At 64.7% G+C, this 13,962-nt stretch carries 16 protein-coding genes and 1 pseudogene; 8 read left to right on the top strand and 9 right to left on the bottom strand.

From position 1 onward, the window contains the following. Positions 1-10: 10 nt before the first annotated feature. The gene (locus B5D38_RS18610; RefSeq protein ID WP_078709965.1) at positions 11-370 is read right to left on the bottom strand and encodes a winged helix-turn-helix transcriptional regulator; all 360 of its coding nucleotides are present in this window, start codon (positions 368-370) and stop codon (positions 11-13) included. A gap of 89 nt (positions 371-459) precedes the next feature. Here B5D38_RS18610 and B5D38_RS18605 point away from each other — a divergent pair, with 89 nt between their 5' ends. Beyond that, complete coding sequence (locus B5D38_RS18605; RefSeq protein WP_078709964.1) at positions 460-1,209, top strand: SDR family NAD(P)-dependent oxidoreductase; 750 nt, start codon at positions 460-462, stop codon at positions 1,207-1,209. 116 nt (positions 1,210-1,325) lie between these two features. On the opposite strand, the gene B5D38_RS22620 is transcribed toward B5D38_RS18605, so the two are convergent. The 4 genes and pseudogenes from B5D38_RS22620 to B5D38_RS18590 form a co-directional block, all read right to left on the bottom strand. Continuing rightward, the gene (locus B5D38_RS22620; RefSeq protein WP_425349341.1) at positions 1,326-2,027 is read right to left on the bottom strand and encodes an NAD(P)-dependent oxidoreductase; all 702 of its coding nucleotides are present in this window, start codon (positions 2,025-2,027) and stop codon (positions 1,326-1,328) included. 24 nt (positions 2,028-2,051) lie between these two features. After that, positions 2,052-2,741: pseudogene (locus B5D38_RS22615) on the bottom strand (alpha/beta hydrolase fold domain-containing protein); the annotation flags it as partial. 461 nt (positions 2,742-3,202) lie between these two features. Further along, the gene (locus B5D38_RS18595) at positions 3,203-3,676 is read right to left on the bottom strand and encodes an AtaL-like protein (RefSeq protein WP_078709962.1); all 474 of its coding nucleotides are present in this window, start codon (positions 3,674-3,676) and stop codon (positions 3,203-3,205) included. 34 nt (positions 3,677-3,710) lie between these two features. Beyond that, positions 3,711-4,574 (bottom strand): SDR family oxidoreductase, encoded by an 864-nt coding sequence (locus B5D38_RS18590; protein ID WP_078709961.1) that lies wholly within the window; start codon positions 4,572-4,574, stop codon positions 3,711-3,713. 104 nt (positions 4,575-4,678) lie between these two features. Here B5D38_RS18590 and B5D38_RS18585 point away from each other — a divergent pair, with 104 nt between their 5' ends. Further along, on the top strand, positions 4,679-5,572 hold the full coding sequence (locus tag B5D38_RS18585) for a LysR family transcriptional regulator (protein WP_078709960.1): 894 nt from the start codon (positions 4,679-4,681) through the stop codon (positions 5,570-5,572). Between the two features lie 23 nt (positions 5,573-5,595). Here B5D38_RS18585 and B5D38_RS18580 read toward each other — a convergent pair whose 3' ends face one another. Continuing rightward, positions 5,596-6,222 carry a LysE family translocator gene (locus tag B5D38_RS18580; protein WP_078709959.1) on the bottom strand — a complete coding sequence of 209 codons (627 nt, stop codon included), beginning with the start codon at positions 6,220-6,222 and terminating at the stop codon, positions 5,596-5,598. Continuing rightward, positions 6,219-6,626 carry a DUF2000 family protein gene (locus tag B5D38_RS18575; RefSeq protein WP_078709958.1) on the bottom strand — a complete coding sequence of 136 codons (408 nt, stop codon included), beginning with the start codon at positions 6,624-6,626 and terminating at the stop codon, positions 6,219-6,221. Before B5D38_RS18575 ends, B5D38_RS18580 begins: the two co-directional genes overlap by 4 nt. Before the next feature lie 100 nt (positions 6,627-6,726). On the opposite strand from B5D38_RS18575, the gene B5D38_RS18570 reads away from it, so the two are divergent. Further along, on the top strand, positions 6,727-7,227 hold the full coding sequence (locus B5D38_RS18570; protein ID WP_078709957.1) for an Lrp/AsnC family transcriptional regulator: 501 nt from the start codon (positions 6,727-6,729) through the stop codon (positions 7,225-7,227). 98 nt (positions 7,228-7,325) lie between these two features. Here B5D38_RS18570 and B5D38_RS18565 read toward each other — a convergent pair whose 3' ends face one another. Beyond that, entirely contained in the window at positions 7,326-8,141 is an 816-nt protein-coding gene (locus B5D38_RS18565; protein ID WP_245319376.1) for a LysR family transcriptional regulator, read from the bottom strand. A 219-nt stretch (positions 8,142-8,360) separates the two neighbouring features. Between B5D38_RS18565 and B5D38_RS18560 the strand changes: the two genes are divergently transcribed. The 3 genes from B5D38_RS18560 (at position 8,361) to B5D38_RS18550 (ending at position 11,602) form a co-directional block, all read left to right on the top strand. Further along, the gene (locus B5D38_RS18560; RefSeq protein ID WP_078709956.1) at positions 8,361-9,377 is read left to right on the top strand and encodes a zinc-binding alcohol dehydrogenase family protein; all 1,017 of its coding nucleotides are present in this window, start codon (positions 8,361-8,363) and stop codon (positions 9,375-9,377) included. Positions 9,378-10,349: 972 nt separating this feature from the next. After that, on the top strand, positions 10,350-11,033 hold the full coding sequence (locus tag B5D38_RS18555) for an EthD domain-containing protein (RefSeq protein WP_078709955.1): 684 nt from the start codon (positions 10,350-10,352) through the stop codon (positions 11,031-11,033). A 161-nt stretch (positions 11,034-11,194) separates the two neighbouring features. Next, the gene (locus B5D38_RS18550; RefSeq protein WP_078709954.1) at positions 11,195-11,602 is read left to right on the top strand and encodes a VOC family protein; all 408 of its coding nucleotides are present in this window, start codon (positions 11,195-11,197) and stop codon (positions 11,600-11,602) included. A gap of 224 nt (positions 11,603-11,826) precedes the next feature. On the opposite strand, the gene B5D38_RS18545 is transcribed toward B5D38_RS18550, so the two are convergent. Further along, positions 11,827-12,552 (bottom strand): SDR family NAD(P)-dependent oxidoreductase, encoded by a 726-nt coding sequence (locus B5D38_RS18545; RefSeq protein ID WP_078709953.1) that lies wholly within the window; start codon positions 12,550-12,552, stop codon positions 11,827-11,829. A gap of 96 nt (positions 12,553-12,648) precedes the next feature. On the opposite strand from B5D38_RS18545, the gene B5D38_RS18540 reads away from it, so the two are divergent. Both B5D38_RS18540 and B5D38_RS18535 read left to right on the top strand, forming a co-directional pair. Beyond that, positions 12,649-13,041 carry a winged helix-turn-helix transcriptional regulator gene (locus B5D38_RS18540; RefSeq protein ID WP_078709952.1) on the top strand — a complete coding sequence of 131 codons (393 nt, stop codon included), beginning with the start codon at positions 12,649-12,651 and terminating at the stop codon, positions 13,039-13,041. A gap of 398 nt (positions 13,042-13,439) precedes the next feature. After that, entirely contained in the window at positions 13,440-13,898 is a 459-nt protein-coding gene (locus tag B5D38_RS18535; RefSeq protein ID WP_078709951.1) for a GyrI-like domain-containing protein, read from the top strand. The last annotated feature ends 64 nt before the right edge of the window (positions 13,899-13,962 follow it).

The raw sequence follows: 13,962 nt of genomic DNA, 5'->3' as shown, positions 1-13,962 counted from the left end.
GGATGTCAGCTCACGCCGCTGACACGTCGGTGTCGGTCAGCTCCAACCGACGCGACACCCTGGTCCGGTTCTGCGTTCCCCATTGGCAAAGCGGCATGAGCGCCTCGACGAGCGTCATGCCGAACGGCGTGACCGTATAGTCGACCCGCGGCGGCACTTCCTGATAGTCGTGGCGAACGACCACGTCCGCTTCCTGGAGATCCCTAAGCTGTTGGACCAGCACCTTTTCGCTGATCCCGCCGACTAGGCGCCTAAGGTCGCCGAACCGCTGGGGGCCATGGCGGAGATGGTAGAGAATCAGGGGTTTCCACTTGCCTCCGACCACGGCGAGCGCGATCTCGAGACCGCATTTGGACGCACCGATGTTCAACCGCCCTCTCCACTTACCTAAAGGTGGGTACTATACATGAGGTATGCGCCCGGTCCATATCCTCTCCGTCCAACCAACAGGAGACGAACATGGGCAGGCTTGATGGTAAGGTGGCGGTCATCACGGGTGCGAACAGCGGCATCGGCCTTGCGAGCGCCAAGCGCTTTGCGCAAGAGGGCGCCAAGGTGTTCATGACGGGTCGGCGCCAGGCCGAGCTCGATCGGGCGGTCGCCGAAGTCGGGCATGGCGCCCGTGGCATCCAGGGCGATGTCGCGAAGATGGCCGACCTCGACCGGCTCTTCGAGAGCGTTCGCAAAGAAGCAGGGCGGATCGACGTCCTGTTCGCCAATGCAGGCGGCGGCGAATTCGCGGCGCTTGCCGAGGTCAGCGAAGAGCACTTCGATCGCACCTTCGCGACCAACGTGAAAGGAACCTTTTTCACGGTCCAGAAGGCTTTTCCGCTCCTGTCCGACGGCGCCTCGGTCATTTTGACGGGATCGACGGCCGCGACCACGGGGATCCCCGCCTTCAGCGTCTACGGTGCGACCAAGGCCGCCATTCGCAGCTTCGCCCGCGGCTGGATCCTCGAGCTCGCGCCACGCCGCATTCGCGTGAACGTGCTGGTTCCGGGATCCACGTCGACGCCTGGCTGGCATGCCCTCGCCCCCGGCGAGGAGGCCAACAAAGCGTTCGTTGCGGCATCGGAGGCGGCATCGCCTCTCGGGCGGCTGGGCGAGCCGGACGAGATCGCCAATGCGGCGCTGTTCCTGGCCTCGGACGAAAGCAGCTTCGTCACCGGTAGCGAACTCTTCGCCGACGGCGGTTCCGCGCAGATCTGACGGCCACCGTCCGCCTTGCAGCGACTGCCATCGGAAGTCGTGCAGACGCGGGAAATGGGACAGGCTCTTCATCCCGTCCCATTTCCCGGCAGACGATTGAGAGACTGCATGACCTCTCACCAGGTGACCAGCGGCCTTTTGCCGAGGAATGCGTCATTTTCCACCTGATCGACGACGAAGTCGGCGACGTCGCTGCGGGCGATCGTCCCGCCGTGGAAACCGCCGAGATCGAGCAGCGCCCGAACGGTGCCGCGCCGCGGCTTGTCGTTCAGGACAGCGGGACGCACGATTACATAGTCCAACCCGCTGCCGGCGATGATCGTCTCCTGCCGATCCTTGTCGGCATAGACCTTCCTGAGCAGGAGCGGCATGATGATGCGGTCGAACAGAAAGCCGCCATGCCCCCGGCTCTCGCCGGCGCCGATGCCGGTGATCGCCACGAGCCGCTTGACGCCTTTGTTTCGCATGGCCTCGGTGAGCGCCTTCGTGGCGGTTGAGAGCAATGTCACTTCGCGGAAGGGACTTGCCGGGGTGCCGAGCGCCGAGATGACCGCGTCGACGTTGTCCAGCGCCCTGGCGATGGCGGCGGGATCGCTCGCATCGCCCTTGACGATCACGGCGTCGAGGTCCCGGGCCTTTTCGGGCGAGCGAACGAGCGCCACCGGGGCGAAGCGGCGTTCGTTCAACGTCTTGACGATACCCCGTCCCGTGCCGCCGGTCGCGCCGAGCACCAGCACGCGCTTTTTCGCAGGCTTGTTCAACAGGCCGGCCAGGAACGAGCCGATATCGGCGAGCGCTTCCGCTCCCGCCTCGAGCATGGCGAAGCTCGACGGGAAGACGTGGGTCATGCCCTCCCAGACATGGACCGCGGACTCCACCCCCTGCTTCTCCGCCTGCTCGGCAAAGCGCAGCGAGTCGTCGAGAAGGACCTCGGCATCGCCCACATGAATGCGCACGGGCGGCATCTTGGAGAGGTCCTTGTCGATCCGGGGCAGCCGATCGTCGGACGGATTGGTCGTCCCGAGATAAAGCCTGGCTGCCTCGGCCAGCGTATCGCGCGACAGCAGCGGATCGGCATCCGCGCGGGTCGCGAACGACCGGCCCGAGAGCGCCATGTCGATCCAGGGCGACATCGCGACGACGCCGACGATCTTGCCAGCCTTCGCGTCGGCATCGGCGGCGGCCGAGAGCGCAAGCCCCCCGCCGGCGGAGTCGCCGGCGATGGCGATCCGCTCATAGCCCTGAGCGAGCAGCGCCTTGTGCATGGCCTGAACCTCGTTGGCGGCGGCCGGGAACGGCCGCTCCGGCGCGAGCGCATAGTCGGCGACGAACGCCGCGGCACCGGCGCGCTTGGCGATCTGGCCGGCGAAGTTGCGGTAGGCGTCGGCCGAGCCGATCACGTAGCCGCCGCCGTGGAGGTAGAGAATGACAGAGCCCTTGGTTGCCCCGGTCGGGCGCGTCCACCAGCCCGGAACGCCCCCGAGTTCCCCCCTCTCGATGGTCACGTCCTCGGGTGCGGGCGCTTGGCCCATGATGCCGTCGAAGGCGGCGCGGCTGGCGGGCTCGAATGTGAGCTTGGGGTTTGCGTCCAGCATGGCCCGCATTTGCTGCATGGCCTGAGCGTCGGAGGACGTGATGTCGTGCTTGATGATCGAGTTTGTCATGATGGCTCTCCTTGGTTCGAGTACATGCCGAACTTACCGTCTCTTATATGATGCAGTAGACGTCACTTATGGACGGCATGTCTCGCTGATGGGACGATTTGGACAGAGTTCCACTGTCATGTTCCGGCCGTTGGTCCTGGAATTGGGGGCCCGATAGGCTGGGGGCGTCAGCTTGCGCTTTCGCCTCTTTCGAGCGGCGCAAGTCTCGGCTTCTCCGGCGCAACGTCGGGGGGATAGGCGATCGGAAGAACGGGATTGAAGGATCGGTGATCCCGCCCTCGCGCGGCCGCGGGAAGGGCGGGATCATGGTCGCAAGAAGCGGCTGCGCCTCAGAGCCGGCCCTCGGTGAGGAGTTCGCGGGTGCGCTTGAGGGTCGAAAGCAACGCGGCCTTGTAGCCCTTGTCGCTGTCGAACAGGGCCTGTTCGGCCTGCTCCTCGGGACCGTTCGGCGCCTTACCGCGCAGGCCGAGATAGCAGTAGAACTTGAGCTGCAGCGCGCCCGCTTCGTCCTCGAACAGCTCGTTGACGATCGCGCCCTCGCGGGGACCGGTCGCCTGGAAGAAGGTGACCTTCGTCTGCGGCTCGAGCACGATGATCTCGCGAAGGTCGGCCCCGGCGATCGTCGCGTCCCGCACGAAGTGGGTCGCGCTTTCCTCGCTGACGTCGCAGCGGGTGCAAAGGCCGGCCGGCAGGAATTCGCGCGCGTCGCGAGCCTTCAGCTCGAGGCCTTTCCAGGCCTCTTCGCGGGTAAGTTTGGTTTCGCCGTCCGGGTTCACCGGAACGGTGGCGGTGGAATAGATCATGATGAAAGCTCCTGGGACTGAGTGCGTTGAGGGATCAGCCGGCGATCTGCGCGGCAAAGTCGCGGTAGCTGAGGAGCGGGCGGCCGAGCATCGTCGTCAGGCGCTCCACGTCGCCGTCTTCCGGCACCATGCCGTCGGAGACGAAGCGCTCGGCCATGACGCGCATGTCGAGCGCCATCCAGCTCGGCATGGCCTGCCTGAGGTTCTGTTCGAAGCCGGCGAAATCCTCGCCCGGATAGGCGATCTCGCGGCCAAGCACCTCGCTCCAGATCGCCGCGACGTCCGGACCGGTCAGCGTGTCGGGGCCGACGAGGTTGATGCGGTTCAGCGGCAGCGGGGTCGGCGACTGCTCGCGGCGCACCAGCTCGATCGCAGCGACCTCGCCGACGTCGCGGGCATCGACCATCGCGAGGCCCTTCCTGCCGATCGGCATCGGGTAGATGCCATAGCCGGTCACCACGTCTTTGATCGTCACCTCGTTGTCGATGTAATAGGCCGGGCGCAGGATGGTGGCGTTCATCCCCATCGCCTCGATCATCCGCTCGACGCCGAACTTACCGGCGAAATGCGGCACGTTCACATAGACGTCGCTGTGGATCACAGAGAGGTAGACGATGCGCTCGATCCCGGCTTCGCGGGCAAGATTGAGCGCGATCAGCGCCTGGGTGAATTCGTCGGGCACCACCGCGTTCAGCAGGAACAGCGAGGAGACGCCCGAAAAGGCCTGGCGCAGGGAGTCGACGTCGAGCATATCGCCCTTGACGATTTCGACGCCGGCCGGAAAGTCGGCCTTGGCGGGATCGCGGACGAGAGCGCGCACATCGGCACCGCGCTGGACGAGTTGATCGACGACGTTGCCGCCGACATTGCCTGTGGCGCCTGTCACAAGAATGGTCATGGGAGAAACTCCGGTTTGGTGTTTGAAGACACTTGCAAGATCGGTGATCCGCATTCACTACGGTAGACGTATAATTTGGACCCTCCGTCTCACAGGTGGAACAAATGGATCTCCTCGCCCTTGCCGATTTCAATCTTGTCGCCCGGCATGAAGGGTTTGGCCGAGCGGCGCGGGCGAGCGGGCGCCCCAAGGCGACGCTGTCGCGCCGTGTCGCGGAATTGGAGGCGAGCCTCGACCTGCGCCTGTTCGAGCGTGGCGGCCGGGCCTTGAAACTGACCGAGGAGGGGCGCGCACTCTATGAGCGAACCGGCACGCTGCTCACCGACCTCGAAGAGACGACCACCGCCATTGCCTCGGGTGGGCGCCATCCGCGCGGCCGACTGCGCATCAGCGCGCCCCTTCTCTTCTCCCAGACCGCGATGGGAAAGCTGGCGGCGGATTTCGCGCTGAAGCATCCCGACGTTCGGCTCGAGGTCACGACGGACGACCGCGCCGTCGACATGGTGGAAGAAGCCTACGACCTGGTGATCCGGGTGAACCCGGACCCCGATGACAGCCTCGTCGGGCGGATCTTCCTTCGCGACCGTCTGGTGATCGTGTCGAGCCCGGAAGTAAGGCCCGCCGCCGACGGATCGCCCGTTCCTGCGGTGGTGCGAGGGAAGGCCGAACCGGTCGAGACCTGGACCGTGTCCACGGCCGCCGGCCCGTCCAGCATCGCGGTGCGTCCCGGCTTAAGCCTTTCGTCGATGATCATGGTGCGCGATGCCGCGCGGATGGGGGTCGGTCTCGCCCGCCTTCCGATCTCGCTCGTCAGCCACGATCTCGCCGCCGGAACGCTGACCCACTGGGGCGACGTCGAGGGATCGGAGATCGCTCTGTGGGCCCTCTATCCCAGCCGCCGCCTTCTCAGCGCCCGCGTCTCTGCCTTCCTCGACCACCTGCGGGACGCCTTTCCGAATGGGACGCCCGACGAGCTTGCCCGATATGTCGATGGTTGAACGGCGGGCGGCCTTGCCGCTCGCTACATCCGGACGTGCTCCAGGAGCCCGGCCCACGCCGAAGCGAAGAGCGCGGCGCCAAGGATGACGTTGAGTGCTTTGGCGCTCGTCGCCGACCGCAGTCGTCCCCCGGCCCGCGATCCAAGCACCGCCCAGATTGTGAGGCATGGCGCCGAGACCATGAGGAAGACGGCCGACAGGAACGCGTAGCGGGGCAGATCCGCGTTCGCGCCAGCAAAGACGCTGACCACGGCGAGAGCCATGCTCCACGATTTGGGGTTTGCGATCTGAAGCGCTGCCGCCATCCATCCGCCGGTCGGCCTGTCGGCGGCTGTGCGGATGTCTGCGGGAGGTTTGCAAGCGATCTGCCAGGCGAGATAGCTCAGCCAGAGCGTCCCGGCCCATCCCATGACCGTCTGGACGCCCGGATGCGCTGCGAGCCATGCGCCCGCGCCGAATCCAACGAACAGGACCAGTGCCGCCGATCCTGCGCATGCCCCGCAGACGATCGGGAGCGCGGCGGCAAAGCCATAACGGACGCTGTTGCCGAGAATGAGGAGGTTGGAAGGACCAGGCGTGATCGACGCCACGAAGGCAAAGGTCACGAAGGGAAGGAGCTGGGCGAAAGCGAAAGCTGGGGTTTCGATCATGGATGCAGCCTCGCGCCTTTCGTCGCCTTCTCGACATCCTTCTTCGGACCGCGGATCGCGATCCCGACGAGGTCGGGAGCGTCCGCCGGCTCTGCCTTGAACACCTCGCGGTTCGCCGCGTCGTGGCCCGTCGAGAACATCGCCCGAACATAGGCGGCGGTGGACAGGCCTTTTTCGCCGGAGATGCGATGAGCGCGCTTCAACTCGCTCTCGCCGGCCGCGAAGATCAGCATTGGCTGTCCGAGAAGGCGGGCGAACCCGCGTCCCGCCACGTCCTCATACGGGTCGCCCATCGCCTCCGGGGCCGCAGCGGCGATGCCGGTCGCCAGAAACGCGGCGACGTTCAGCTTCTGCCAAGTCGCAAGATCGTCGAGCACCAGAATGGCGACCTTCGTATCGAACATGCCTGATTACCCTTCGGGCCAGAGCCATTATTCGTTGAATTTTGTACGGCTCTGGTTATATAGTTCCGAACTTCATTCGGACCCAAAGGCTTTTCGCGTCATGGCGGAAGATTCGAACCCCGTTCGGCCGCGGCTCGCACCGCCGGCCCGTTTGGACGACCGCGACCGAACGCTGTTAGGCCTTCTGGCCGAGGACTCGTCTCGCAGCTACGCGGAACTCGGCAAGCTGCTGCACCTTTCGGCCCCAGCCGTCCACGAGCGCGTAAAGCGCCTCAGGCAGGACGGGGTGATCAAGGCAAACGTCGCCGTGCTCGATGGCGCCAAGCTCGGCCGCCCGCTCCTCACCTTCGTCCATGTCGACACGACGAGCTGGGCCGTGACGCGCCACCTCCTGGCGCTGAAGGAGCTTCCCGAGGTGGAGGAGATCCACACGGTCACCGGCGAGAGCGCCATGCTCCTCAAGGTCAGGACACGGGACACGCAGGCGCTGGAAGACCTGCTCGAGCGCATCCATTCCATCGAGGGCTTCACGGGGACGCGCAGCTACATCGCCTTGTCGACCTATCTCGAACGCGGGCCGAGCCCGGTTGCGACCGAATAGGAGCATCCGTCGCGTTCTCGATCCTTGCCGGAGAAGATTGCCGGTCCTTCTCGGCGGGATCGAGATGCCCTGGCACGGTCGTGGTGGCTTGCCCGACATCACCGTGTCGCGCCCGCCGCTCTGACGAAGCCGATGAAGGCCTTCAGCGCTGCGGAAGGGTGCCCGTTGAGAGGGTAGTACAGGAAGAAGCCGGGCTGGGCGGGGCAGAAATCCTCCAGCACCCGCACAAGGCGGCCCGATGCGACCAGCGGCGCCACGAGCCTGTCGGGCAGGCAGGCGAGCCCCATGCCGTTCAGCACCGCCTCGCGCAAGATACCGGTATCATCGACGGTGAGGCTGGCTTCGATTGAGAGTTCGATCGCTCGCCCATCCTCCTCGAACCGCCATCGATAAGCCTCCTGCGTCTGCTGCCAGCGATAGTTCAGGCACGAATGCTGCAAAAGATCCCGCGGGTGTTCGAGCCGCGGGCGGTTCTGGAAGTATTCCGGCGAGCCGACGACGGCGGCAGAAAGATCGGCCGTGAGGCGAACGGCCGCCATGTCCTGCGCGAGACGCCCGCCGACCCGGATACCGGCGTCGTGTCCCTTGGCGACGATGTCGCTCAGGCCGTCGTCGATCGACAGATCCAACTTGATCGCTGGAAAGGCCCTGGTGAAAGGCGCGAGCCGCGGTGCGAGGAGAAGTTCCGCCGCGACCCGCGGCAGGTTCAGCCGCACCACGCCGCTCGGCGCGTCGCTCAATGCGACGACGTCGTCCACGGCGGCTTCCATGGCGGCGACGAGCGCCGGCAGGCGCCCGGACAACGCCTCGCCTGCGGGCGTCAGGGCGACGCTGCGCGTCGTGCGATTCAGAAGCCGTACGCCCAGGCGGTCCTCAAGGTGCGTCATTGCCCGGCTGGCCGCAGACGGTGTCATGCCCAGCCGCCGCGCCGCGCCGCGCCGCGAAAACTCAGCTCGCCTGCGATGGCCATGAAAACGAGCAGGTCCTGATAGTCTTTGCCGTTCATATTGTTGCTCCAGGCGCAACAACACATTGCCATTGATGCGGATTGCGAACAAGCGGGCGCGCCGTATCCTTGAGCCACGGCATCAGCGTCGAACTGCGGCAACGGGCAACAGACGGAAGACCAACACATGACCATAGACAATCGGGCGGCCTGGCAGCGCCAACCGGGCGAACCTCTGTCGATCGCTCCGGCCGAGGTGCCGGCCGTGGCGCGCGGCGAGATTCTCGTGCGAAACGAGGCGGTCGCGATCAATCCGTTGGACTATCTTCTTCAGGACGCGGCCGTGCTGCCCTGGCTCGACTATCCCATCATCGCGGGAAGCGACGTCGCGGGCACGGTCGTCGCGGTGGGCGAAGGGGTCGAGCGCTTCGAAGTCGGCGATCGCGTGCTCGGACAGGCCGTCGGCACCACCGTCAACCTGCCGTCCCAGGGCGCCTTCCAGCAGCATACCGTGGTGCTTGCCCACATGGCCGCGCCGATTCCGGCAGGAATGTCGGCGTCAAGCGCCGCAGTCCTGCCGCTCGGCATCGGCACGGCGGCCTGCGGGCTCTACCAGTCCCAGCATCTCGGCCTGCTCCATCCTTCCCTCGACCCAAAACCCAGTGGCGAGACGCTGCTGGTGTGGGGCGCATCGTCGAGCGTCGGATGCAACGTGGTGCAGCTTGCGACAGCCTCGGGCTACGAGGTGATCGCCACCGCCTCGCCCCGCAATTACGCGCTGGTGCGAAAGCTCGGCGCCGCGGAGGTGTTCGATCACGGCGATGGCGAGGTGGTGGACACCGTCGCAGCCGCGCTCAAGGGCAAGACGCTGGTCGGCGCGTTCCATGCCACCGGCAACCTCGCGGACACCTTCGCCGTCATGCGCCGGAGCGAGGGCCGCCGGTTCGTCACCGTCACCCTGCCGATCCGGATCGAGCCGCCTGAAACGGTCCAGGCGGCCGCGATCGCCGGCACCAGCCTGCGCGACGACGCGGTCGGGCCGATGATCTATCAGGACTTCCTTCCGGCCGCGCTCGCTGCCGGCCGATATGTCGCCGCTCCCGACCCCAAGATCGTCGGTCGAGGTCTGGAGGCGTTCCAGCGCGCCGTCGACGCTCAAAGGGCCGGCATCTCCGGCTACAAGCTGGTGGTCGACCTGACCTGATCGGCCGCAGCAGGAGCCATCAGCTCGGCGGAATATCAACTTCCGAAACCGGCAGAGCGCTCCATGAGGGCCCGAAACGGGCGCTGGGCGACAATCATTTCCGGGTTCGCTCCGTATCCCTTCACGCCCCTCTCCAAGCTCTGAGCGTCTTGACGAAGGTGGTCATCTGAACACGCGGAAGTGTCCCGTTTCTCCATCTCCGCTGCGCCGTTTCAGGAAAGGACACTCGGGGAAGATTCCGGGAAAGCCGATGACGGCATCCTAATAGGCTACGGCCTGGCGCTAGTCTTCCCACTGTGGGCTCGTCTTCGAAAAACTCGCTGCCATTCACTCTGGCAGCTGTTTTAAGGCTGTATGCGCCGGGCGCACGACCAGGTGGCGCTATCGGGGCGCTGCGATGATCCGACGCGACAGCAACAACCTGTGGCGTTGTGGTCATCACACAGGGCAGGCGCCTCCTGCATCACGCCTTCCCAGAGGCCACCTGATGCCGTTGAACCGCATCCGGCCTACGTCGAGCACGTCCGCAAACTCTGGCCGAGCAATGATTGCCCTCAAGTATGAGGTTTACTTTCGTATATCTACGCGCCCTCAAGTGCGTTCTTGTAACCTAGTTTATCCTGTATATCTTCACGGTCATTCCAACGGAGGCATGTGCTCTGATGACCGCGACCGATGTCCTGTTTCACCCGTTCCATATCGGCGTCATGGAGTTGGCGAACCGCGTCGTCATGACCCCATGACGCGCAGCTGCGCCGTCGAGAGCTTTCCGGACGCGGCTCACGCGGCCGACGACCAACGGCGGGCCAAAGGCGTCGTCGACATGATCGACCAGTATTCACCTATCGGAACTGACGTAATTCTATCGATCAATCAATTTTTCCTGTTCGTCATTTCATTCTGACGAAAATAAAAACCGCATCCACCTCCAGTAAATCAAGACAATTAGTCTTAATCAATCAGGAGTTTTCCGTGATCCGTTTCTTCTCCCTCCTCCCCCGCCGCCCCGACATCGACCGCCAGCGCTTCCATGACCACTGGCGCCACCCGCACGGCACCCTGGGCCGCCAGATCCCGGGCATGCTCACCTATGTCCAGGCACACCAGTTCGATACCGACCGCCTCGGCCCGGGTCAGGACGAGTACGACGGCGTCGCCATGCCCTCGTTCGATTCCCCGAAGGACGCCGCCGCCCTGGTGGACGAGCCCTTGTTCGTCGACAACATCCGCCCCGACGAGCCGTTGTTCCAGGACCTGCCGAGGGTCATCTTCTTCATCACCGAGGAAGAGGTCATCGTCTCCCGCCCCCCCATCGGCGCCGGCACCGCGGTCGATCGGCAATGGGACGTGTTGGAGCGGCCGACCAGCATCCACCTCCTGCAGTTCGTGCACCTCGATGGCAATCCCGGCTGGACGGGCGCGAACGACGCCGAGCTCGGCCTGCGGATTGGTGCGCTGCGTCACGCGGTGAACCGGCCAAGCGCGGAGGTGCACAGCGACGGCGCGCCGTTCCTGGGCGCCCGCCAGTTGTGGTGGCCCACCCTGACGGCGTTCCAAGACGGCGTGGACGCCGATCGGCCCGCATTCGACGAGCTCCTCGCACAGGCCGGTCACGCCGTCACCATGCTTGCGGTCTCGGAGCGGTTCCTGCGCTAAGCCGGGGCATCCTCTCTGCGGAAGGGCCGTAGCGCCGCCGAATCTCGTCCGCGCGAAGGACAGGCGGGCGGCGTGGCCGACGCGCTCTGGTCAGCGATCCGGCTTGGGTCGGGACGGTCCGGCCCGGTCGGATTACGACTTTTCTCTGAGAAGGCATCTTCATGATCCTCAAGACCTACACCCGCGTCTTCACGACGGACCTCGAGTCCACGGTGGCAACGCTCAAGGCGGTCCACGGCAGGGAGCCGCATCTCAGGCTAAACTACGCCCCCTTGACCCTCGTCGGCATTGGCGACGTGCTCGTGATCGGCGGAACGGACGAGGCGCTGGCGCCGATCCGCGGAACCTTCGGGCCTTGGATCGTAGAGGATATTGACGATGCCAAGGCCAAGCTTCTCGCGAGCGGCGCGTCCGTGGTGCGCGACATCCACACCATCCCGACCGGACGAATGATGTATATGAAGCACGCGGACGGCAGCGTGGTCGAGTACGTCCAGTGGGCGCCCGAGCTGGTCGAGCGGCACATTTTGGCACCGCTGCGCGCCGGCAAACCAGCTTCGCAGATCTGACCGCAGGGGAACGCTGGCCATTTTGCTTGCTTTGCAGGCCCCGTCGCACGCCGCGTGATCATCGAATTGACGGAGACCGTCACCGACGGTCTGGCGGGGATCGAGGCGCTCGACGAGCAGCGCCCCGATCCCTGAGCGGCCCTCCACCAGTCGATGAAGGCGGTCATGTCGAGGAGACCGACCGCCTGCCAGGGCCACGCCGTGGCATTGGCAGGCAGGAAAGCTCAGATCTGCGCCATGCCGCCGTCGATCGGCAGCTCGGCTCCGGTGATGAAGCTCGCTTCGTCGCTGGCAAGGAACAGCGCGGCCGAGGCCACTTCCTCGGCCCGAGCCATGCGGCCGAGCGGAATCAGCTTCGACAGTGCCTCGCGCACCTCGTCAGAGGCTGCCGCCATCATGGCGGTATCGGTTGGTCCCGGCGCGACGACATTGACGCGAATGTTGCGGGGCGCCAGCTCGTTGGCCCAGGTCCGCGCGAAAGAGCGCACGGCGGCCTTGGTTGCCCCGTAAACGCCGTAGCCTTTGGTTCCGATCGCGTCCGCGATCGAGCCCACCAACACGATCGAGCCACCATCCGGCATGATCGCCGTCGCAGCCTTGGCGGCAAACAGCAATGCACGGACGTTGAGGTCGAAGGTCCGGTCGAAATGATCCTCGCTGATCCCGTCGAGGGTCGCGAACTCGGATATGCCGGCGTTGACCGCGAGCACGTCCACCCGTCCGGCCTCACTGCCCACCGCCTCGAAGAAGGCACCGAGCGCCGCCAAGTCGGCAGCATCGACGCGGCGCGTGCGTAGCCTGCCAGCCCCAAGCTCGACCTCCCCCTCCTCGGCGCGACGACTGGTGGCGTAAACTGTGGCCCCTTCCGCCGCGAACCGCTCCGCGATAGCGCCGCCGATGCCCCCATGGCCGCCGACGACGACCGCGATTTTCCCTGAAAGTCTGCTCATCTGTCCTCACATAGCTGGTGATGACAGAAAGGTATATCTCCTATATCTAATCACAAGAACGCACCGTTCGGTGCCTTGATATGGAGGCGTATACCGATGTCCAAAGACGTGCTCGAACTGCCGCTTGATGTCACCTCGACGCGGCCGATCCTCGAACATATCGCCAACAAGTGGACGGTGCTGATCCTGAGCGTCCTCTGTACGCGGCCGGCGCGGTTCAACGACCTCAAGCGCCGCCTCGACGGCATTACCCATAAGGCGTTGTCCGAGGCATTGAAGCGTCTGGAGCGCAACGGCCTGATCAGTCGCAAGGTCCTGCCGACGCAGCCGATCGGCGTCGAGTATACAATTACCGATCTTGGTTGCTCGCTACGCGACCCCTTTGCTGCCCTTTACAACTGGTCGCTCGCCAACGGCTCAGCGATGGAAAAAGCGCAGCGTGCCTATGACAAATCGAGAGCGAACGGAGGGGTGGAGGAGGAAATTTAGCTCCCGGAGGGCATGCTGCCTACTTCGGACACTGTCTTTCATTGAGGTTGCTTGCGGCAAAGCTCACTGCGATCGCGAGTGGCAGCTTATCCCCAATCTGCTCCGGAAGCGGACCGGAAGCTTTCGCCCGACCAAGTCGATCAGGTCCCAATGATGAAATGTCAGCTTCCGGAGGTGGCAGGTAACCGAAATGGCGACGACGGGTCGAGACCGCCGCTCCGCCCCTTGCCGGGGGGAGCCATCGCGGCGCCAGGAAGTTCGATCGGAAGCCCACACCGCGCGAGCAAAACCGTTCCCAACGACACCTGATTTCCTGCTCGAAACAGAACGATATTCTCAAAACCCGGTTGGCGTAAATCTCTTACCGATCTACCACCTCTCCCAAAAGGAGAAGGTCGGTGGACATAAAAGAGACTGTAGACATGTGGGTCCTGGGTATCACTCGGAGATTGCGCATTCCCGACGTCAAGCAAGCAGCGGCCGAGTGTGCGCCTTTGATCGATCAACAAGTTGCAGACGCCGGCTTGGAAGTGGCCGGCCCATGGATGTTTGTCTCTCACAACCTTCCCAAGGAAGGCAGGTCGTATTTTGATTGGGCGATTTGCCTACCAGTGGAAAAGCCCGCCCAATACCAAGGAACGATCGAGCTGTGCCGTCTGGCGCCGATCATGGTCGCCAGTGCAGTGCATCAGGGCTCGCTGCGGTCGCTGTTCACGCAGGGTTATGCTCCCCTGCTCGCCGAGCTTGAGATGTCCCGCTACGTCTTGTCCGGCGAGAGTCGAGAAATCTATCATGACTGGCGAGGCCTCAGCGCCCCTTACCACCGAGTGGAGATCCAGTTCGGACTGTCCCGGTGATCGTATGACGGGACCCGCAGGTGGATGAACGGTCCGGCATCTTATCTCTGCCCCGGCAATTTCG

It is taken from the genome of Consotaella salsifontis (assembly GCF_900167365.1).
GTDB lineage: Bacteria > Pseudomonadota > Alphaproteobacteria > Rhizobiales > Rhizobiaceae > Consotaella > Consotaella salsifontis.
The sequence above is the reverse complement of the archived record's forward strand: the minus strand, read 5'-3'. Positions and strand labels throughout refer to the sequence as shown.